The 19,900-nt window shown below is 63.7% G+C and carries 19 protein-coding genes; 11 read left to right on the top strand and 8 right to left on the bottom strand.

The features are described from left to right. Window positions 1–62 precede the first annotated feature (62 nt). From H0E84_RS03850 to H0E84_RS03815, 8 genes are all read left to right on the top strand, one after another. The gene (locus H0E84_RS03850) at window positions 63–1,487 is read left to right on the top strand and encodes a nicotinate phosphoribosyltransferase (RefSeq protein ID WP_180677306.1); all 1,425 of its coding nucleotides are present in this window, start codon (window positions 63–65) and stop codon (window positions 1,485–1,487) included. Window positions 1,488–1,580: 93 nt separating this feature from the next. After that, window positions 1,581–2,594: an SPFH domain-containing protein gene (locus H0E84_RS03845; RefSeq protein WP_180677305.1), complete on the top strand. Its 1,014-nt coding sequence runs from the start codon at window positions 1,581–1,583 to the stop codon at window positions 2,592–2,594. A gap of 4 nt (window positions 2,595–2,598) precedes the next feature. After that, complete coding sequence (locus H0E84_RS03840; protein WP_180677304.1) at window positions 2,599–3,531, top strand: NAD(+)/NADH kinase; 933 nt, start codon at window positions 2,599–2,601, stop codon at window positions 3,529–3,531. 78 nt (window positions 3,532–3,609) lie between these two features. Continuing rightward, a complete protein-coding gene (locus H0E84_RS03835; RefSeq protein WP_180677303.1) occupies window positions 3,610–4,044 on the top strand; it encodes an alpha-L-arabinofuranosidase C-terminal domain-containing protein in 435 nt (144 codons plus the stop codon). 226 nt (window positions 4,045–4,270) lie between these two features. Then, entirely contained in the window at window positions 4,271–4,933 is a 663-nt protein-coding gene (locus tag H0E84_RS03830; RefSeq protein ID WP_180677302.1) for a hypothetical protein, read from the top strand. 80 nt (window positions 4,934–5,013) lie between these two features. After that, a complete protein-coding gene (locus H0E84_RS03825) occupies window positions 5,014–5,409 on the top strand; it encodes a hypothetical protein (protein WP_180677301.1) in 396 nt (131 codons plus the stop codon). Then, on the top strand, window positions 5,406–6,173 hold the full coding sequence (locus tag H0E84_RS03820; RefSeq protein WP_180677300.1) for an ion transporter: 768 nt from the start codon (window positions 5,406–5,408) through the stop codon (window positions 6,171–6,173). Before H0E84_RS03825 ends, H0E84_RS03820 begins: the two co-directional genes overlap by 4 nt. After that, a complete protein-coding gene (locus H0E84_RS03815) occupies window positions 6,170–7,384 on the top strand; it encodes a DUF4236 domain-containing protein (protein ID WP_180677299.1) in 1,215 nt (404 codons plus the stop codon). Before H0E84_RS03820 ends, H0E84_RS03815 begins: the two co-directional genes overlap by 4 nt. 651 nt (window positions 7,385–8,035) lie before the next feature. On the opposite strand, the gene H0E84_RS03810 is transcribed toward H0E84_RS03815, so the two are convergent. The 4 genes from H0E84_RS03810 to H0E84_RS03795 form a co-directional block, all read right to left on the bottom strand. Then, complete coding sequence (locus H0E84_RS03810) at window positions 8,036–9,973, bottom strand: AAA family ATPase (RefSeq protein ID WP_180677298.1); 1,938 nt, start codon at window positions 9,971–9,973, stop codon at window positions 8,036–8,038. Then, window positions 9,961–10,323, bottom strand: coding sequence for a hypothetical protein (locus tag H0E84_RS03805; protein ID WP_180677297.1), 363 nt, complete (start codon window positions 10,321–10,323; stop codon window positions 9,961–9,963). The genes H0E84_RS03810 and H0E84_RS03805 overlap by 13 nt, the downstream gene beginning before the upstream one ends. Window positions 10,324–10,483: 160 nt before the next feature. Then, complete coding sequence (locus H0E84_RS03800; RefSeq protein ID WP_219339579.1) at window positions 10,484–11,725, bottom strand: hypothetical protein; 1,242 nt, start codon at window positions 11,723–11,725, stop codon at window positions 10,484–10,486. A gap of 470 nt (window positions 11,726–12,195) precedes the next feature. Continuing rightward, window positions 12,196–12,393, bottom strand: a complete 198-nt coding sequence (locus H0E84_RS03795; protein ID WP_219339578.1) for a hypothetical protein — start codon at window positions 12,391–12,393, stop codon at window positions 12,196–12,198. 593 nt (window positions 12,394–12,986) lie between these two features. Between H0E84_RS03795 and H0E84_RS03790 the strand changes: the two genes are divergently transcribed. Then, on the top strand, window positions 12,987–13,661 hold the full coding sequence (locus H0E84_RS03790) for an XAC0095 family protein (protein ID WP_180677294.1): 675 nt from the start codon (window positions 12,987–12,989) through the stop codon (window positions 13,659–13,661). Window positions 13,662–13,679: 18 nt separating this feature from the next. Here the strand turns inward: H0E84_RS03790 and H0E84_RS03785 are convergent, their stop codons facing one another. Then, a complete protein-coding gene (locus H0E84_RS03785; protein WP_180677293.1) occupies window positions 13,680–15,050 on the bottom strand; it encodes a DUF763 domain-containing protein in 1,371 nt (456 codons plus the stop codon). Between the two features lie 147 nt (window positions 15,051–15,197). Here H0E84_RS03785 and H0E84_RS03780 point away from each other — a divergent pair, with 147 nt between their 5' ends. Together H0E84_RS03780 and H0E84_RS03775 are read left to right on the top strand one after the other, a co-directional pair. Beyond that, window positions 15,198–15,419, top strand: coding sequence for an AbrB/MazE/SpoVT family DNA-binding domain-containing protein (locus H0E84_RS03780; protein ID WP_180677292.1), 222 nt, complete (start codon window positions 15,198–15,200; stop codon window positions 15,417–15,419). 5 nt (window positions 15,420–15,424) lie between these two features. After that, window positions 15,425–15,850, top strand: coding sequence for a type II toxin-antitoxin system death-on-curing family toxin (locus tag H0E84_RS03775; protein ID WP_180677291.1), 426 nt, complete (start codon window positions 15,425–15,427; stop codon window positions 15,848–15,850). Window positions 15,851–16,187: 337 nt separating this feature from the next. Here the strand turns inward: H0E84_RS03775 and H0E84_RS03770 are convergent, their stop codons facing one another. From H0E84_RS03770 to H0E84_RS20730, 3 genes are all read right to left on the bottom strand, one after another. After that, window positions 16,188–17,627, bottom strand: coding sequence for an ArnT family glycosyltransferase (locus tag H0E84_RS03770; protein ID WP_180677290.1), 1,440 nt, complete (start codon window positions 17,625–17,627; stop codon window positions 16,188–16,190). Between the two features lie 29 nt (window positions 17,628–17,656). Then, the gene (locus H0E84_RS03765) at window positions 17,657–18,745 is read right to left on the bottom strand and encodes a glycosyltransferase (RefSeq protein ID WP_180677289.1); all 1,089 of its coding nucleotides are present in this window, start codon (window positions 18,743–18,745) and stop codon (window positions 17,657–17,659) included. A 98-nt stretch (window positions 18,746–18,843) separates the two neighbouring features. Beyond that, window positions 18,844–19,680, bottom strand: a complete 837-nt coding sequence (locus tag H0E84_RS20730) for a phosphatase PAP2 family protein (RefSeq protein ID WP_219339577.1) — start codon at window positions 19,678–19,680, stop codon at window positions 18,844–18,846. Between the last annotated feature and the right edge of the window lie 220 nt (window positions 19,681–19,900).

The raw sequence follows: 19,900 nt of genomic DNA, 5'->3' as shown, positions 1-19,900 counted from the left end.
TCCGGGTCCTTCCCGCCGGCGGATAGACCGCCGGTTCCCCTCGACGCGAAGGAGCTTCCGTCATGAAATGCCTCGACAACCTGCTACTCAATACCGACAGCTACAAGGCCAGCCACTGGCTGCAGTACCCGCCCAATACCGACGCCACGTTCTTCTACGTGGAATCGCGCGGGGGCATCTACGATCGCACCGTGTTCTTCGGCCTGCAGGCGATCCTCAAGGAATACCTGGCCAAGCCGATCACCCACGCCGACGTGGACGAGGCCCGCGACCTGTTCGCCGCGCACGGCGAGCCTTTCAACGAAGCCGGCTGGCGCTACATCGTCGAACAGCACGGCGGCCTGCTGCCGATCCGCATCCGTGCCGTGCCGGAAGGCAGCGTGGTGCCCACGCATCACGCGTTGATGACCATCGAGTCGACCGACCCGCAGGCCTACTGGGTGCCGTCGTACCTGGAGACCATGCTGCTGCGCATCTGGTACCCGGTCACCGTGGCCACCGTCAGCTGGCACGTCAAGCAGACCATTCGGGACTTCCTGGAGCGCACCAGCGACGACCCCGAAGGCCAGCTGCCGTTCAAGCTGCACGATTTCGGCTCACGCGGCGTGTCCAGCGTGGAGTCGGCCGCCATTGGCGGCGCGGCGCACCTGGTCAACTTCCTGGGCACCGATACCGTCTCCGGGCTGAGCCTGGCCAGGGCCTACTACCACGAACCCATGGCCGGCTTCTCGATCCCCGCCGCCGAGCACAGCACCATCACCAGCTGGGGCCGCGAGCACGAGGTCGAGGCCTACCGCAACATGCTCAGGCAGTTCGCCAAGCCCGGCTCGATCCTAGCCGTGGTGTCCGACAGCTACGACATCTATCACGCCATTCGCGAACACTGGGGCAAGACTCTCAAGCAGGAAGTCATCGATTCCGGCGCCACGGTCGTGGTGCGCCCGGACTCCGGCGATCCGGTGGCCGTGGTGCATCAGTGCCTGGAACTGCTGGACGAGGCCTTCGGCCATACCGTCAACGGCAAGGGCTTCAAGGTGCTGAACCATGTGCGCGTGATCCAGGGCGACGGGGTCAATCCAACCAGCATCCGCGCCATTCTCGAGCGCATCACCAGCGCCGGATACGCCACCGACAACGTGGCCTTCGGCATGGGCGGTGCCCTGCTGCAGCGTCTGGATCGGGACACCCAGAAGTTCGCGCTCAAGTGTTCGGCCGCGCGCGTCGACGGCAAGTGGATCGACGTCTACAAGGACCCGGTGACCGACAAGGGCAAGCAGAGCAAACGCGGCCGGATGACCCTGCTCAGGCACCGCGAGTACGGCAACTTCCGCACCGTGCCGGTGGCGGAAGACACCGACGCGCCGGCCGCAGCCGATCGGCCCGACGGCTTCGACGATGCCATGGTCACGATCTGGGAAGACGGCCGTATCGTCAACGACTGGACCTTCGCCCAGATCCGCGAACGCGCCCACGCCGCTCGATTCTGATTCGGAATTTCTCCATGTACCGCGGCCCGGACGATCCGGGCCGCGCGACCCCTTGCACCCGCGCCTCGAGGCGCGGCACCCAGGAGCACCACGATGTTCGGCTTTCGCTACGTGAAATCCTCACCCAGTCAGTACCTGATCCAGTACCGCAACGGCGCGATCGTGCGCGAAGGTTCCGGCCTGTCGTTCTGGTACTACGCCCCACGCTCCACCCTGGTCAGCGTGCCGCTCAATGCGGCCGACGTCCCCTTCATGTTCGAAGAGGTCACCCGCGACTTCCAGCAGGTCACGCTGCAGGGGCAGGTCAGCTTCCGCATCCAACACCCCAAGCAACTGGCGGAGATGCAGAACTTCAGCCTGCTGCCCAATGGCAGCTACGCTTCCGAGGACCCGGAGCGCCTGCCCAGCCGGGTGCTGAATGTCGTCAAGGCGCAGTTCCGTACGCTGTTGCAGGACCTGGACCTGCGCGACGTGCTGCAGGCCACCGAGCGCTTGTCCGTCGCCGCCCGCAACGCGGTCGGCAACGCGCCCAGCCTGGCGTCGCTGGGCATCGTGGTCGGCGATCTCGGCCTGCTGGCCGTCAAGCCCAACCCGGAAACCGCCCGGGCCCTGGAAGCGCCGATGCGCGAGGAGATCCTCAAGCAGGCCGACGATGCCACCTACGCGCGCCGCAACGCAGCGATCGAGCAGGAGCGCACCGTCAAGGAGAACGAGCTGCGCAGCGAGCTGGCAGTCGAGCAGAAGAAGCGCCAGGTCAAGGAAACCCAGGTCGAATCCGAACGCGTGATCCTGGAGAAGCGTCAGCAGATCCAGGCCCAGGAAATGACCAGCAAGGTGGCGCTCGAACAGCAGAACGCCGAGCTGGTGCAGCTGCAGTCCAGCAACCAGAAGCTGGAAGCCGACGTGCGCGCCTATGGCCTGCAGGCCATGGTAGAGGCGATGAAGGGGCTCGATGCCCGTTCGCTGCAGGCCTTGATGATGGGGCAAGCCAGCCCCGAGGCGTTGATGGCGGTCGGCTTCCAGAACATCGCCGACAACGCGGCCAAGATCGGCGAGTTCAACTTCTCGCCCGACTTGCTTCGGCAGATCGCCAGGCAGAAGGGGTGAGCACATGGACCCGACGGATCGGAAGATCGTCCTGGTGGTCCGCCGGACCCGCCTGCAGGAACTGATCGCGCGCTACAACACGGTCGAGCAGGCCCGGTTCCAGGCCGAGCACCTGGGAATGGACTTCAGCGACTTCCTGGAAGAGGACCGGATCTACCAGGCCGCGATCGCCCAGGTGGAGGAAACCTTGAAGCGGCATGGCCGCGTGCAGCGGCTGGACCGCGGCTTCCTGCCGAACTTCCTGTTTCCCCCGGGATGCCTGGTGGTGGTGCTGGGGCAGGACGGGCTGGTGGCGAACACCCTGAAGTATCTCGATGGGCATCGGGTGATGGCGATCAATCCGGATCCCGCGCGCTGGGAAGGCGTGCTGCTTCCATTCGTCGTCCCGGACGTGCCGAAGGTGATCCAAGAAGTCCTGCAGGAACGCCGTCCCGTTCGTGAAGTGACCATGGGCCGCGCACGGCTCAGCGATGGACAGGAACTGCTGGCCGTGAACGACTTCTTCGTGGGCGCGCGCAGCCACGTGTCGGCGCGCTATGAAATCGCGCTCGGCGATCTGGTGGAACGGCAATCCTCCAGCGGAGTCATCATCTCCACCGGGCTGGGCTCTACGGGGTGGCTGCGAAGCGTGCTGACGGGCGCTGCCGCCATTGCCGGCAGCAGTTCATCGACCGCGAGCGCCTTGCGCGAACAGGGATTGGACTGGGCATCGGAGCAACTGGTGTTTACCGTGCGCGAGCCCTACCCGAGCCGCTCGAGCCAGGCGACCCTGGTGTTCGGGCAATGCGGCAAGCGCTCGCCCCTCCGGATCCGTTCGCTCATGCCGGAAGGGGGCGTGCTTTTCAGCGATGGTATCGAGGCCGATGGACTGGATTTCCGGTCGGGCCTGGAGGCGGTCGTGGATCTTTCGGACAAGCGTGGCTTGCTTCTGGCCTAGGCAAGCGGGAAATAGACCGGATTCCTAGCGAAGCTCGGGCCAGCAGGGCGGCGTTCGGCGTAGTGGATCAAGGTCAACGTGCTGCAGGCGATGATCCTCACCGACAAGGAAAAGATGCTGCTCACTCCTACCTACCACGCCTTCCACCTGTACCGCCCGCTCCAGGGCGCTACCGCGCTGCCGGAGCACATGAGCAACGCGCCCGAGTACCGCCACGGCGGCCAGGCCATCTCCGGCCTCAGCGCCAGCGCCGCGCGCGACACCAACGGCAACCTCCAGCTCGCCTTGGTCAACCCGGACCCGAACAACGCCCGCCAGGTGCGCGTGCGCGTGCAGGGCGCCGAAGCCACCCGCGCCCGCGGCCGCGTGCTGACCGCCGGGGCGATGGATGCGCACAACGGCTTCGGGCAGCCGGAGGTGGTACGACCCAGCGACTACGCGGTGGAAGTGCAGGATGGCGGGCTGGTGCTCGAGCTCCCGCCCAAGTCGGTGATGGTGGTGGTGGTGGAGTGAGGGGCCGATGCAGGGCGGGGAGGTCCGCATTCGACCCGAAGCGGACACGTTTAGTCCAGAGGACGTGAACTTGCGCTTTAACCAGATTCTGATTGTCGACTCCATCCCCGCCGGTGAGCGAAACACAGCTCGCGAGCTACATCAGGACGTGGGACTGCGTGCTCAGGTTTTCGCCCCTGCGCCCGAAGTCCTGTATCGGCGTGTGGAGAGCCGTAGGGAGTTCTTGGTGTTGCTGCCCGAGCTGACCGCGGCGGCATCGACTACGGGCGATGTTCCCGTGCTCCATATCGAGTGCCACGGGAACGATGACGGCTTGGCATTTGCGGACGGATCATTCGCCACCTGGGCCGACCTGAAAGGACCGCTGACATCACTCAACATTGCGACGGGAATGAACCTGCTCGTGGTTGTTTCTGCGTGCGACGGCAGCGCACTTACTTACGCGCTCGGACTGCTCGATCGCGCGCCACTTCACGGCCTCATCGGGCCGACCCGCGCGGTCGCACCGGAGGATTTGATGCGTGCGTACCTTGCGCTCTACGAGACGCTCATGCGTACGCGATCCGCGCGGGTGGCAGTGGATGCGATGCGTCTTGCCACGCCTGATACGTTCGTCTATCGCGCAGCGCAGTGGCTATTCCAGCATGTATGGGACCACTATCAGGCAACACAGGAAACGCCGAAGGCGCGTCTGGAGCGTGGCAGAAGAATGGCGGCCAATCCTCCAGCCGACTACGTTGGACCACCCGTCCAACCGGAGGTGTTCGCTCAGTTATTAGCGGAAAAGAATCGGGAATTTTTCGACGACTATCGTCGCAAGTTCTTTCTATGCGATTTATTTCCGGAGCACGAGACACGTTTCACCGTCCGATACGAGGCCCCTGAGTGACCGCTTCTGGCCGGCAGTGACGGCTGTCTCACGAATGGTGCGCCCGGTAGGAGGCAGGGAAAGGCGACAACCCCGGCTTCTTGTTCCAGCAGAACAGCGCGCGCGACGCCATCATCGCCGCGCTCAACTTCAACATTAATCCGTGCGCCAGCGTCGTTGCCGTGATCAACGCATCGCTGACCGGCCGAGTCGGACAAGTTGGAGTGGATGTTGATCGCCGGCCCATCTCGGTGCTTGTACGGCGCTGTCCGACTTTGGTACTCCCCCAGCCAGTCCTGGAGCGCTTGCGACCAGCTCGGCATGCGAGCAGAGTAGGGCGACCGGCAGGGGGGCTGGCCATGAAACACGAAAAAATTCGCTTGGGCAGGGCGATCTCCGATGCCGATGCCGCTTTTCGAACGGCGCATCGCTATATCTGCGACTTCCTCGCTGCCTTCGATGTCGACCCCCGCCGGGCGGGTAAGTACACGGAATGATCAAGGCGCGCGTCTACGCATGCATGAATCATCCTCGACCGGAGGGCCTCAACACCTTCCAGCGCGTTTTAGTGCTGTTGATTATCGCCAGCGTCACCTTGGCCGTGCTGTCCTCCGAGCCTGTCGTGCGCGAGGCCGTTGGGAGGCACCTCGCCTGGCTCGAGCTGGGATTCGGTGCGATCTTCCTGGTGGAGTACATGGCGCGAGTGTGGAGCGTCGGTTCGCAGCCGGGATTCAGCGGCGTTGCCGGGCGCCTGCGCTACATGCGCCAGCCGATGGCCGTGATCGATCTGCTGGCCGTGCTTCCCTTCCTCGCCGGCATCTCGGGTGCAGAAACGATGGTGCTGCGCCTGTTGCGCCTATTGCGCCTGGTGGCACTGACCAAGCTGGCGCGCTATTCCAGTGCGATACGCCTGGTGACCGAGTCCTGCATTAGCCGACGCTTCGAACTCGCGTTCACGGTGATGTTGGCCGGGCTGATCATTCTGGTGTCATCCGCGGCGCTATACGTGGTGGAGGGCGACCACCAGCCCGAGGCCTTCGGTAGCATCCCGCGTGCGGCCTGGTGGAGCGTGGCGACGCTGACGACGGTCGGCTACGGCGACCTGGTGCCGGTGACACCGCTGGGGCGCTTTTTTGCGGCGCTCACTGCGTTTGCGGGAATCGGCCTGATTGCGATGCCCACAGGCATTCTGGCGGCCGCGTTCTCGGAGGCCTTCGCGAGAGCGCGTGCGCGCGGTGAGGACAGGGAGGGCAAGGCATGAGGTTTCGCCGCCGCGTCACCATCGCCCCCGGGCTTCGCCTAAACGTGTCGGGCAGCGGCCTGAGCCTATCGGCTGGGCCGCGCGGTGCGTCGGTAACTTTCGGCAAGGGAGGCGTCTGGGGCAATGCCGGCCTGCCGGGCACGGGTCTGCACGAGCGTTTCAAGCTCAGCGGCTCGGGTCCCTCGGCGCGAGGAGACCGCCGCGTGCCCAGCCAGCGGGCAATCGAGGCTGCACTTCTGGAGGAATTCCTCAGCTGCCGCCCTTGCCTTAAGGTTCCGCTCCAAGGCGGCCCGATTGCGATGGAGGACGGCGCTGGCAACCGCATTTCTCCCGAAATGGAGGCCGTTGCCTGGAAGCATCTGCGAGCCTCGCTGATCGATCAGGTCGAGGCTCGCTGCGCCAGCGTGCGTGAGGGGATTGCCGCATTGGCAACCCTGCATCACGCCACACCGGCTCCGAAGCCACCGCTAGCCCACCGCCCGGCGCCTTTCGCAGAGCCGGAGCCGCCATTGCCGACTCCCCTCCCGTATCACTGGCTATGGAAATGGATTCCGTGGTACCGCGCCCGTATAGATCGGGAGAACGAAGCCGCTCGACAGATGCATTCCGAGCAGATGGATGCATGGATAGCCCAGCGAGACGCACACGCGCGGGCCAACGCCGAAGCGGCACTTCGCTTCGCCGCCCGGGATGAAGGGGGCGACGAGGGCCTGGAAGCCTTCCTCGAATGGCATCTCGCGACACTCGCATGGCCGCAAGACACCTCGGTCGACCTGTGTGTGGAGGAGGACGGGCGCCGTATCCTGCTTGACGTCGATCTGCCCGAGATCGAGGACTTGCCGGCAGGCACGCCCGAGCTGCGCTCACGCACCCGCGAGGTCCGCATCAAGCCCTTCAGCGACGCCGCCAAGCGGCGCCTGTACGCCGCCCATGTGCATGCCGTGATCTTCCGCCTGATCGGCGAGGCCTTCCATGTCTGTCCTGCGGCCAAGACCGTGGTGGCCTCTGGCTACTCACAGCGCCAGGATCGAGCAACCGGCGTCGTCCGGGACGAGTATCTGTTGAGCGTGACAGCGACAAGGGAGGCCTGGGGCGAGATAGATTTCAAGAACATCGACGCACTAGATCCGGCAGTCGCGCTGGAGCGGTTCGAGCTGAGGCGGAAGGTGAGCAAGAGCGGAGTATTTTCTGCAGTGGAGGCAGGGCAGTGACCGATTTCGACCCAAAGCGGCCACTAGAACGCCGAGTCAAGCCGGGCGCGTAGCGGCCACGGCAAGTGCCGAAATCATAGCGGCCGATTGCCGATGCGTGAGCAGTGCTGCTCCAGATGAGCAGTGCGGTACGCCACGCAAAAGTACGCCAGAAACAACGAGAAGCCATAGGAATCCGTCGATCTGTGCGTTTCGCAGTGATTGAATCTCTGTGCGAAGCGCTTGGCAGCTCTCTACCACGCGTCGAAGCTGATCAGTGTTGGCCACTCGCGCTATCAGTTGCTAGAGCGAAGCATGCATTCTCGACCCGGTTGGCAAGCCCTTCAAATCTTGAGACCGGTGGTTGAAACGATGTCGAGAAAGCCTGAGACCGCGCCTCGACGATCAATCATCGACACTTCGGGCGAGGCCAGAAAGTCTTAGCCATCACTGATCGCGAACTCGGGTGCCGCCTTGAGGCCACCAACCTCAGGCAGAATCTGAGGTGCAACCAAAGTGTGGCGGGTTTTCGGGCGTTTTACCTGCCAACAGTGCCTTCTAAGGATACTGCGATCGCGGCAATTGCTGCCACCCACGTCCCGCAAGATCCTGCATCCATCGGAACTGCCTCCTCTCACGGCAAGACAAGCTCGAGCCGCGCACAAGTTATGCTTACCCCTCGCTAGCTTCGCGTACCTGCAAAAGCTTGGACTCCTTGGACAGTCGAATCCTCACCCTATCCGCGAATTCGGGCGGAAACTTTCCGACGCCGGTCGAGAGGAGAATTTGGAAATCGGCGTCATCTGGAATCTTCGAGATCTGGCGAAGGTTCTTGATCAAATTTTCCTGGTCGATTCCCGCTGTTTCAGGAGTGTCTACAAGCAAGAGCCGGGGAAACGGAATGGCTTCTCGCACTGAAAGCATCAAGAGGGTGAGGTAGTAAAGGAAGCGCTTCGGCACGTCTGCACTTGCTTCGCGGTACTCCTTGTTGTTCACGACCGGCAGGTATGAGTTGGTGTCCAAGAAAGCAGTCCGGCAGTTCTCCAGGACTGTCTGCATCATTTCGGAATAGACCTCGTCGAACTCCGAAATCCGCCCCGACAGCTCCTGCCTGGCTGCGGCATCGAGCAGTGAAACCTCCCGCCTAGCATCATCCACAGCCGCGGTTGTGGTGGTCAGCCTGCGCTGGTAGCCGGCCAGCTTTTCCTCGAGCCGAAGTGCTTGCTCAAGACTGCCAATTTGGTCCCGAACCGAGAAGAGGGTTTCCTCTATCTGCGACATTCGCTCATCCGGAGACCACTGGTCACTAGCTTCGTCCGCAATGGCACTCAAGGCGTCGCGCAATCGCCGTGATTCTTCTGTCGCCTGTCCAAGCGACTCAGCAACCGAAGCCGTCTCATTCCGAATATCCAAGCCGGCTGCGTCGAGAGTCTGGAGCGACTTCGCCTTCGAGGAGAGAATCTCGACGTACTCACTAGCCGAATAGAAAAATCGCTGGTACTGCGACTCGTCCACGTGAGAACCACAGACGCAGCGATCCGCGGCTCGCTCTACAGTGCTGAGGCAGTAAGGACAGGTGTCGGCCGAAAAAAGCTTCAACTGCTCGTGCGTGTAGAGGATCTTCTCAATCCTATCTATCTCCTCGCGTAGCACGAATCTAACCTCGTCTAGACGGGCTTTCTCATTGAACAGTTCCTGAAGGCGATTTTGCAGCTCGGCTTGTCGTTGAAGGGCTAGCTCGTAGTCCTTTTTGGCAATCTCCACGCCGACAACGATGTCAGTGCTACGAACGCCCGAACCGAGCACAGCAGCACGCTCAGCCAGCAGCTTCTGAGCCTGCTCAGCGAGCTCAGCAATCCGCGCTCTGAGGTGAGTTCCGTTGATGACCTCCGTAATGCCATTGGCTCGGGAAACTTGAGTGACGATCTCGGTGTACTCAGCCAACACTAGCCTTGCGGCTTCTCGGTCTCTCTCCGCTCTCTTGAGTTTGGAGTAGGCCACGTAGAGCGAAAGGAGAGTCTTTCCAACCAAAATCTGGAAAATAGCCCGCCGAACCTCGAGTGAGTCGGATACAAAGTTTGACGTCACCTCGGCCGGTTTGAAGACACCGTGGGGGTCCGGACTCTGGTTGTGGAAGATCAGCCTGGCGAGGTCAGTGAAGTTCAGCTTGAACGTGCGAGTGCCTTGGGTGATCTCGACGACCGGAATCTCCAAGCCTTCGAGAAGCCAATCGGAAAATGTCTTCTGGTCGGCTTCCCGCCGAAAGATTGGCAGAGTCTCCGTGACTGCATGCTCGGCATCACTAAGCGGGCTGACGGATATCCAATTCTCGCCGATGCGCCTGGTGAGTCCGTAGCGCCTGCCATTAACGGCAATAGCGAGATGCACGAAATTGTTAGTATCTCCAACGATCTCTTTGTGCACTTCGTTCGAAGACGTTTCGAACTCTGGCACACGACCGCCGAGGCCAAAGTAAATCAGATTGAAGAAAGTCGACTTCCCGCTGCCGTTCGGGCCTTCGACTATCGACAGGCCGGGGCCAAACTCAGGCGACGAAAATGAGTACTTAGCGCCGGAATATTGAACACGCCTGATGGCTAGAGAGCCCATGCCCTAACCCCTCTTGCAACGTATACGCGGTTTAGGAATGTTTCGAGCGTGAGCACGCTAAGGCGAGGGACGAGCGCGCGGAGCTGTGCGGCATTCTGGCGCTCAGTCTCGAACACTGGAGTCGAGGCTAGCTCTGAAGCGAGAAACTCTGGAGTAAGTGTCACGTCGATCGCACCCACGGCCGTTGAAGACGGCTCGGCATAAACCAGCCCGCGGCGGTCTAAGGAAATGAGCAGCTTATAAACTTCCCTCTTGAGCAGCTCAGCTTTGGTGTACGTGCCGAACAGAAGCTCCCTGTCGACGGGGCTCGCGACGGGTGCGTCACGACTTCTGTCGAGAATGCTCAGCAACCGAGAATCAGAAACAAAGTGCACGATGTGCCCCAACTTCCTATGATCGCGAAACGCCGCGCCCTTTGCGCAGCAAACCTGCAGGGACACAAGCATGCAATAGCTGATGAAGTAGAAATCCTCACCCACAAGGTGATTGAGGCGGCGAAGCGGAGTTGGTTCAGGCGACGGATTCATCGAAGGCCAGGTAGCATTCGTCAAAGAGTGACAAGACCGCCCCACGAATTGCCTCTTCATTCGCGACGCGGTAGGTCCAGGTTGCCGAGAGTTTGCTCATGCGGCCAACTGAGGCGGTAACCAGCGACTCGAGGCAAGCGTCGACCTCACTCTCGCTCATTGAATGAGAGAGCTTTCCCTCGAGGTTGATCAGTTCATCCTGGCAGGCGTGCAGAACACGAAGCATGAGCGAAATGTATTCCCTACCAAACGCGTCACGCTCGTGGCGAGCGAGTGCAATTTTGCGGGCTAAGCGGCTAAGGCGGTCACCCGAATAGGCCGGGGATACTGCCTGCACTTTCTCCGAGAGGTTGCGTCGATCCTTCGGATCCTCGTGGTTCCATTCCTTATGTGCCGGGTCGAGCAGGTCCTCGCGGCGGCCGGCAAGTATCTGCAGGAAAATGTTCTTTACGTCGGCTGTGCCTACGATGCGTTGAATCGGACTCTGCTCGTGGGAACGCTTTTCGAGCAGGTCGAGCAAAGCGCAGAGCAAAAACTCCTCGAGGCCTTCGTGTCGGTGATCGAAGAACGGCGACTTACGGATTAGATCCAGTGCTTCAGCCTCCACGGCCGCTGCTTGATGGTCGCCAACTTCCCAATCTATCTTCTCGAGGAAATGCCTAAACGTCCCTATCGTCCACGCTGCGAAGGGCGGCTCATGGCCGGGCGAGCGGTCGTCTGATGCATATTGCGAGCGGTATTCGGCCTCGATAAGTGTCTTCGCGACGGCAACTTCAGTGTCTGTAAGACGGACACCGGCAACCAAGTTCTTCAAGATGCTGAACGTACCGCTGCGTGGAGAGCCCCCAGGAGAAGGCAGTCTCGCTGGCGGGATCCGCTCGCCTGCAACAGTGGCAGAGGCATAGACGCCGAACCTTAGTTCCTTGCTATATGCGAAAGCAGCGTCTGCATCTAGGAACGCGACGACAGTGTTCTTGATGGCAGCGGAATTGAAGCTCAGTGCAGATGTATAGCTCTTGTTTTCTTCCAGCGCGATCGTTCCATCAGCATCGAAGAGCGCGCTGTCCTCAATGAACTCGAGCGCGCAAAAGATCTGGCTAGAAGAACTGCTCGGCATACGGCCCAGAAGTCTTACCGCGGCGCGCAGCTTCTGGAAACGAAACCCCTGGGTTTTGTCGCCGGCCTCGCGCGATATTGTCTGAAGGGGTGGGGTGCTGGCAGGCACAACTACGTCCTGCGGTCGCAACAGGGTCGTCTCGGCGTAGCGTTGGCACCAAGCGGATTGCGACAGTCCATTAGCTGCGTCCCGAGGCAAAACGAAGCCCGCCTGAAAGGGTGGGCGGATCCGTCGCCCTAATTTCAGAGCGGGGTTGCGGCGGCCAGCGCCGCCACTGCTCGCCAGTTTGGCAGTCTCACGGACCAAAAAACAAGCCATATGCATCAACCGCCCCCGCGCATCCGGATTCGCAACATGTGAAATATTTCCGGACCAGTCGGCAGCCACGGATGGCGCGGACCGTCTACGGTGTGAGACTAGGGCTGCGACAATGCAGACGGCAAGAATCATGGCCTGCGACGCCGCTGCGGGCGGCGATGGCCACCCCGTCAATTCACGCTCCGCAGGCCAAGGTTCCGAACGACTTCGTCAAATTGGCCGAGCATCCGTGCGGCAGCCTCTCGGCTCTTAGCATCGTCTCAGCTGCTTAGCACTGTGAGCGCGCGCTCCTGAGTACCGAGCCATTCGATTCGGAGCGTTGTTGGCTGCTGCTGGGTTCTGGCCAGCACCCAAAGAATCACCTTAATCGACTCGAGCTTGCCAGCCAGGGCATTGAGTTCGGCTTCGTGGTCGAGCCGGTTTTGAGCAAGTTGGCGCAAGGGCTCTTGCAGGTTCATCGCTTGGTTCTCGCTCAAGCTCTCTCAGTCTCCCCTCGTACAAATGGAACGCCGCGTACTCATTAGGCGAGACCTTGACCTGTTGGCCATTGCCTGAGAGCCGTTTGACCTCGATCCGAAGTTTGGTCTTGCCGTAGAGTCGAACTTCCGCTTCTGGCCGAAAGCCGACATGCCGAGTTCGAGATGACCGGTATCCTCAGTCGTTCGCCGCGGTGCACACCCAGCCAGGTTTGGCGTTTGGAACTACATCTCCAGCCACGCCGAAGATGAAGGAGGGCGGGAAAGACGTTGATGATCGGCCGGTCGGTGAGCGCGTCTTTTCTGACTGCTTGACACCCCGCCAACACAAGTAGCAGACTCGATCCCAAGGAGCGTAGAAACTCCTCTAAGAGCGGTCCCCACCTCCGTCAAACCGGTGGGTTTTTTGCGCCCGCGCAGCTGCGGGCACGACCGACGCGATGCCTGCGTCGGGAGGGCGGCTAATACAACACCCTTCGGGGGAATACGCCCGCCGACTCTTAGCGGTTTCTAACCTCCCGGCTTCCCGTCCGCCGCTCCGGTGGACGGGCACTTCATGGAATGAGGAGGCGACGATGTCTGAGCATCCGTTGGACAAGATGGAGACCGCGGGCTATTTCCTGCCGGAGGACGGCCAGTTCCGGCTCAAGAAGCTGCGGGAGCACATGATGTTCCTGTCGCGGCTGGCACAGCCGCGGACGCATGACGAGGAGCCCGGGTTGGGACCGGACATCGGCACGGGCGAGCTGGCGGTCTGCCTGGAGTTGCTGGCGGAACAGGCCGGGCTGGTGCTGGACGAGATGGCGTGGCCGTCGGAACGGATGGAACGGCGCAAGGGTGCCGGTGCGGGCGTGGATGCCGACCTCGACGAAGCATCCACGTCACCCACGACCGGAGGCGCCCGCTTCGCGATCCGTCTGGAACAGATCGATGCGCTCGGCCGGTTGATCGACATGCTGTCCGCGCATGGCGACATGGTCATGGCCGCCGAGGACGCCGAACTGGCCAACGGCACGTTGCTGCAACTGGGCCAGGCGATCCGGGACGGCGCCAGCGCCGTGCGTGGGATCGTCTCGCAGATCGACGCCCAACGGGTCGGCCAGGCGCCGCAACCGGGAGCCGGCGTCCGCGAGGAACGGGCCCTCTACTGCGTCCGCGGCGCCGGGCGGGCCAAGCCTCGCCCTGTCGGTCTGATGATCCCGGGGTCGGCGTCTATGGGATCCCAGCAGACGCCCCACGCCCTGCACTGAGCGGCGGCGGGAGGGATTTCAGCTCCGACCAACCGCCGTCGCTGCTGAAACCTCTCCCGCAGCCCGGTCATCGCCCTCTACTGCCGCGCCCCGCGGCGCCGGCTCCCAGCCAAACACGCTGCGGCCGCCGTAGGCATGCGATTGCCGGCGTTCCTCGGCGATTAACTGCTCGACCGAAGGCCCGTCGGCATGGCGTTCGAGCCGCCGCGCCTGCGCATCCAGGCGCCTGATCGCCTGCAGCCGTTCCTCGCGGCCGAGCTTCGCGCTCTGCACTGCGCGCTTCAGCACGTCGATGGTGCGGTCGTACACGCGCGTGGGCACCGGAAACGGATGCCGGTCCTTGCCGCCGTGCGCCAGCGAGAAGCGCGCCGGGTCGGTGAAGCGGCACGGCGTGCCGTGCAGCACCTCGGCCACCAGCGCCAGCGCACGCACGGTGCGCGCGCCCACGCCCGGCACCTGCAGCAGCTCGGTGAAATCGCGCGGCCCGCACTCGGCCGCCGCCGCCAGGTTGCCGCGCAGGCGCCGCGCCACCACGTCGCTGCCGCGCACGTCGTGCCGGTCGGGCAGGCTGAGATGCGGCAGCAGCCCCAGCTGCATGGATGCCTGCTCCGGTTTGCCGGGGGAGGTGCCCGAAGCGCCTGCCCCCGGCCCGGTCCGGGGGCGGATGCGGGCGGGCTTCGCCTCCTCCAACCGGCCCCACTCCCGCGCCACCCCATCCGGGCCCAGCGTCCCGAGCATGTCCACCTGCGCCCGCCGTGCCGCCTCGGCGCGCCGATCCGCCAGGTTGACGATGTGCCCGCGCCCCGACCCCTCGATCGCCGCGTGCGGCGCATCGACGAAGCTGGTCAGCCCCTCCGACAGCCAGTGATAGCGGCGCGCCTGCTTCGCCTCGCCGTTCATGCCCTGCTGCACCACCACCCAGCGGCCCTCGTCGCTGACGATGAAGCCGTGCAGGTACAGGTCGAACCCGTCCTGCAGCGCCGCACTGTCGACCTTCGCCACCAGCCGGCTGGCCGCCGCCAACGCGGTGCCGTCGAAGCCGATGCGCTCGCCGATCGCGACCAGCTCGCCCGGCGTGGCCCGCGAATGCCGGCCGCGGCCGCCGCACACGTGGATGCCCAGCTCACCCGACAGCGGCGTCAGCCCGCGCTTGAGCGCGCCGATCACGCTGGTGGTGATGCCGGACGAATGCCAGTCCATGCCCATCACCGCGCCGAACGACTGGAACCAGAACGGATGCGCCAGCCGCCGCAACAGCTCGTCGCGGCCGTACTCGTGCACGATCGCCTGGCACATCACCGCGCCCAGCCGCGTCATCCGCTCGCCCAGCCAATGCGGCACGCGGCCGCCGTGCAGCGGCAGGTCGGCGCTTCCGGATCGTCGGCTCATGGGGGCGGTGGGCTCATCGGCGGCAGGATCACGGCCGGTGGTCTCATGTGGTGAGACGCACCGCCGTGCGTGCGGCCAGGGCCGACTTGCACGTCCACGCGAGCTGGCGTATATACAACAGTTATAACAAACCACGGAGCCGCACCCATGAAACTCAAGATCACCACCATCGGCAATTCGGCCGGCGTCATCCTGCCCAAGGAGCTGCTCGCCCGCCTGCGCCTGGCCAAGGGCGACGAGCTGTTCGCGCTCGAAACCCCCGACGGCATCAAGCTCACCACGTACGATCCCGCGCTCGCCGCGCAGATGGACGTGGCCGAGGACGTCATGCGCAAGCGCCGCACCCTGCTGCACAAGCTGGCGCAGTAGCGGCCATGATCATCTGGATCGAAAAGCCGCTCGCGCTGGCCATCCACGACCGCCAGCTGGCCGAGCACGGCGGCAACCCCGGCGTGCGCGACGAAAGCCTGCTGGACTCCGCCCTTGCCCGCCCGCAGCAGCTGCATGCCTACGGCGACCCGCCGCCGGACCTGGCCGAGCTTGCCGCCAGCCTCGCCTTCGGCTTGGCCCGCAACCATCCGTTCATCGACGGCAACAAGCGCACCGCCGCCGTGGCCTGCGAAGTCTTCATCGTGCTCAACGGCGCCACGCTCCAGGCCGACGACCTCGAGCTGTATCCCGTCTATATCGCGCTCGCCGAAGGCAGCCTGCCCGAAGCCGACTTCGCCGCCTGGCTGCGCCAACACATCGCGCCGGCCGGCACCAAGGTGCACGAACCGCGGGCGCGCTACGCGCGCTGAAGCGACGCTCTCCGGAGCCGAGAGCAGCGGAGCAAGCTCCGCTCTACGTCGGTTGGTCGGAGGCCTCCAGCCCCGTAGAGCCGAGCTTGCTCGGCTGCGCGGGCTGCGGAGCCGAGAGCAGCGGAGCAAGCTCCGCTCTACGTCGGTTCGTTCGGAGGCCTCCAGCCCCGTAGAGCCGAGCTTGCTCGGCTGTGGTGCGGGCTGCGGAGCCGAGAGCAGCGGAGCAAGCTCCGCTCTACGTCGGTTCGTTCGGAGGCCTCCAGCCCCGTAGAGCCGAGCTTCGCATCGGAACGGCACCTTGCGGCGGCGAGGGTCCGAATCCTGCGGTGTATGCGCGTCAGTTCGGGCACAGATCGGGCGATTTGACCCCGGATACCGGCGTCAGGTGATATCGCATCAGTGTGACTCCGGCCTGCGCTCGAATGGCTGCACGGGTGACTCCGACCGTTTCGAAGAGGCTCGGGGCCGTCTCGGAGGTCGTTTCCGTCCGCCTTGCCCGCTCGATCAGGAGACCGGGGGCGGTGCACAACTCGGTCGGGAAGGCGCCACGGAAGCCGTAGCGCTGTAGCTGCGCCACGGACCAGACGGGCACTTGCGGAAAACGCAGCGCCAGCGATCCGGTGCGCGCGTAGTCGGTCGTGGCGATCCATGTGGCGCCCGTCTCCACGAGCAGTCCGGCGATGGCTTCCTCGGTGGCCGGCCATCCGCGCGTCTGGTTGGGTGGGTTGTCGGCCGTGCCGATCGGGGCGACCGGGTTGAGGGCGGTCGCGACCAAGCCGACGCTCATCAACGCTGCGATGGCGAGGGTGGCCCTGGTCCAGAGCCGCGGCGACTGTGCTCGAGCGAGGCCGAAGGCCGCAAGCATGGCGAAGACCGCCTGCAGCGGCACGATCCAGTTGGCTTGAACCGGCGCATGGGTCGCGTGATAGGCGAAGTAGAGCAGGAGCGGAACGGAGCTCCAGACAAGCAGCGCGCTGCCTTCTGGCGCGGCCTTGAGCGCACGGAAGGCGAACCAGGCGGCCAGTGGTGTCGGCGCCAGGAGCAGGAGCGCGGCGTACTCGCCGAGAGTTCGGATCGAGAAGCCGGAGGCGACGAGGCGCGCGCCCTGGCGTTCCAGGCCGAGCCAATCGTGCTGCAGGTTCCAGACAAGATAGGGCAGAAGTGGAAGAACCGCCGCCGCCACGGCCATCCAGGGCAGACGCGTGGGCAGGTACGCGCGGCCCTTCGGCGTGGCGATCAGGTAGGCCAGCAATCCGAACGCCAGGAAGGCATTGGTGAACTTCGACAGGCCGCCGAACCCGATCAGCAGGCCCGTGCAGGCCCACCACGGCATCGCGGAACGTGTGTCCGGGGGGGTGTTGACCGCGCGCATCGCGGCCCAGAGTGCGGCGACCCAGAACAGGGTCGAGGGCGCGTCGGGGGTTGCGAAACTGCCCAGGGCGAAGACGAGCAGGCCGAGGTTGTAGAGCGTCGTCGCCAGCACTGCCAGACCCACGGCGCCACCGGACATGCGCCGCGCCATATCGCCCACGAGGTACCCCGAGGCGACGAAACCGATCACCGGGAACAGGCGGATGCCGAGCGCGGTTTCACCGAAGAGGCTGGCGCCCATGCGGATCATGTAGGCGATCATCGGCGGGTGATCGTAATAGCCGAGCGCCAGATCGCGGGCCCACAGCGCGTAGTAGGCCTCATCGTCGAAGAGGGGTACCCATGCGGCGATGGCGAGGTGTACGGCCAGAAACGCAAGCGATACGGTGAAAACGGAAAGCCGCATCAGCGGGCGACCTTTGTCCCTTGCGTTCGTCAACGAGTGCGCCAGGTAAACAATGAAGAAGCAACGAAGTTCCAAACTGCGCCGGCGATCGCGCCGACGATGCTTGCCGGGGCCCAGAACGGCATCGCCGCGAAGAACACGTTGGCCACACCAACGTTCATGACCGCGCCGAGCGCACAGACCGCGTAGAAGCTCAGCAGCCCGCGCCAGATCGCGCGCCCGCGCAAAGCGCGGTCCCGATAGGTGATCAAATTGTTCAACAGGAAATTCGAGTTGATGGCTGCGAACACCCCGAAGGCCTGCGCCAGCGCGAATTGATCCGTCAGAGAGGCCAGCGCGATCTTGACGGCAAGCAGCTGCACGAAGATGCCCGTAAAACCGACGGCACAGAAGAGTACGAACCGCGTCGACACCAGCCCGCCCGTCTTCCGGACCACCAGCAGCGACACGAACTCGAGGGCGACCGCGGAATCCATCTTGGATTCTCCGGCTTGACGCGACCGGAACGTGTAGGGGATCTCATGCGTCTTCCATCGCCCTGCAGACGCGGCCAGCATGTCAGCGAGAATCTTGAACCCTTCGCCTTGAAGGGACGTGACCACCTCGTTGAAGGACAGGCGGCGCACCATGAAGAACCCGCTGACCGGATCGGAGGCCGTGATGTTCAGCAGACGCTGCGTCAGGGCTGTCGCACGATCGCTGCCCCAGCGTCGGATACGGGACAGGCCCTGCCCACTCGACCCGCCGTCGATGTTGCGACTGCCGATCACGATGTCCAATGCGTCATCGCCTTGCAACGCATCGAGCATGGGTGCGAGCCGGGTTTCGTCGTGCTGCAAATCCGCATCGATGACGGCGCAAAACGTGGCCGTGGAGGACAGAACGCCCTCGATACAGGCCCCGGAGAGGCCGCGCCGCCCGACCCGTTGGATGACGCGGACATTGTCGAACTCCAGAGCCAGGGAACGCACTGCCTCAGCCGTGCCATCGGGGCTGTCGTCATCCACATAGACCGCCTCCCAGGACCGCCCCTGGAGCGCGGCGCGCAACAGATCGAACAGCGGCCGGACATTGTCCTTTTCGTTGAATGTGGGGATGACGACGCTCAGGTCGTACATGCGCCGGGCCTGGATTCGGCCGTCGGCCCCGGATCGGCTTCGCGCCTCGAAGGGCCCGTGCACGACGGCGCCTTGGCTTCGGGAGGGTGCCGTGTCCATCAAAGAAGCGGACTGCTTGGCCGAGCCGCCATACGGCTCCTGAGGGTTCCAAGCCGCCGTGAGAGCTTGTAGATGAGGAAGCCGATCAGCGCCCCGATCGCCATCCCGGTCAGGGTGTCCGCCGGATAGTGCACCCCCACGTAGATGCGGCTATAGCCCACGATCGACGCCCAGACCAGCAACAGAAGCAGCAGGTGCCTGTGGATTCTTCTGAACAGCAGGCCCAGGAAAACCGCGAATGCCATCGAATTCGCAGCATGCGCCGAGAAATAGCCATAACGTCCGCAACGCGGCGCGAGATAGCGGATGAGCTCTTGCAGATGTTCTTCCCGGCAAGGCCTGGGGCGCTCGAAACCGTCCTTGAAGAGATTGGCCAACTGGTCGGTTGCGGTGATCATCACTGCGATCAGCCCCAGCACCACCAGCATGCTCTTCAGTCCAAAATGGCGATGCACCAGATACATCAGCGCCACGAAAACAGGAATCGATGAAAGCCTGCTGGTGACGAACAGCCAGAAGCCGTCCCAACGTCCCGAACCCAGCGAGTTCAGAAGCACGAAGAGCTGCTCATCCAGCCGTAGCACCCCGCCGATGAAGCTGCCGACCGCACCCGGCGACGAATTCCCCTGCACCGCTTCGCCCACAAGCAGCGCGTTGGTCGCAATCCACAGGCCAAGCAGTGCGCCGCCGGCAGCCAACGCGACGCCGATCGCGGCGGCCCAGCGCAAGGGCTTGATCGAGGGGGAAGCGAAGCGTTCGATCGCCAGTCGCAACGGACCGGAGGTGCTCCATTTCCAGTGGCCGCCCGCACGCAGGTCGCGGCCGTACTCGATCACCTGGGCCTCCATGCCGGCCCGGCCACGATGAGCGAAACTTCGCTCATTCGCGGCGCGGGCATGTGCCCGGCGGGTGCCAGATCGGAACGGTTCCGGCGTGCGGACGCATGCGATGCCTCGCGCTATGACGAAGCGCAACTGTCAGACGATGTGTCTTTCCGGAGACTTACTGAACAGGAAATTCCCGCCGACGAGGAATCGGTGCGGACGGGTAAGTGTC

The sequence above is a fragment of the Luteimonas salinisoli genome, from assembly GCF_013425525.1.
Lineage (GTDB): Bacteria > Pseudomonadota > Gammaproteobacteria > Xanthomonadales > Xanthomonadaceae > Luteimonas > Luteimonas salinisoli.
Note: the sequence above shows the minus strand (reverse complement) of the source record. Positions and strands in the feature narration are given on the sequence as shown.

Bases quoted from the DNA above. Each gene is read 5' to 3' on its own strand.
- H0E84_RS03850 (WP_180677306.1), top strand. From the start codon at position 63: ATGAAATGCCTCGACAACCTGCTACTCAATACCGACAGCTACAAGGCC.
- H0E84_RS03845 (WP_180677305.1), top strand. From the start codon at position 1,581: ATGTTCGGCTTTCGCTACGTGAAATCCTCACCCAGTCAGTACCTGATC.
- H0E84_RS03840 (WP_180677304.1), top strand. From the start codon at position 2,599: ATGGACCCGACGGATCGGAAGATCGTCCTGGTGGTCCGCCGGACCCGC.
- H0E84_RS03820 (WP_180677300.1), top strand. From the start codon at position 5,406: ATGATCAAGGCGCGCGTCTACGCATGCATGAATCATCCTCGACCGGAG.
- H0E84_RS03815 (WP_180677299.1), top strand. From the start codon at position 6,170: ATGAGGTTTCGCCGCCGCGTCACCATCGCCCCCGGGCTTCGCCTAAAC.
- H0E84_RS03810 (WP_180677298.1), bottom strand. From the start codon at position 9,973: ATGGGCTCTCTAGCCATCAGGCGTGTTCAATATTCCGGCGCTAAGTAC.
- H0E84_RS03795 (WP_219339578.1), bottom strand. From the start codon at position 12,393: ATGAACCTGCAAGAGCCCTTGCGCCAACTTGCTCAAAACCGGCTCGAC.
- H0E84_RS03790 (WP_180677294.1), top strand. From the start codon at position 12,987: ATGTCTGAGCATCCGTTGGACAAGATGGAGACCGCGGGCTATTTCCTG.
- H0E84_RS03785 (WP_180677293.1), bottom strand. From the start codon at position 15,050: ATGAGCCGACGATCCGGAAGCGCCGACCTGCCGCTGCACGGCGGCCGC.
- H0E84_RS03780 (WP_180677292.1), top strand. From the start codon at position 15,198: ATGAAACTCAAGATCACCACCATCGGCAATTCGGCCGGCGTCATCCTG.
- H0E84_RS03775 (WP_180677291.1), top strand. From the start codon at position 15,425: ATGATCATCTGGATCGAAAAGCCGCTCGCGCTGGCCATCCACGACCGC.
- H0E84_RS03770 (WP_180677290.1), bottom strand. From the start codon at position 17,627: ATGCGGCTTTCCGTTTTCACCGTATCGCTTGCGTTTCTGGCCGTACAC.
- H0E84_RS03765 (WP_180677289.1), bottom strand. From the start codon at position 18,745: ATGTACGACCTGAGCGTCGTCATCCCCACATTCAACGAAAAGGACAAT.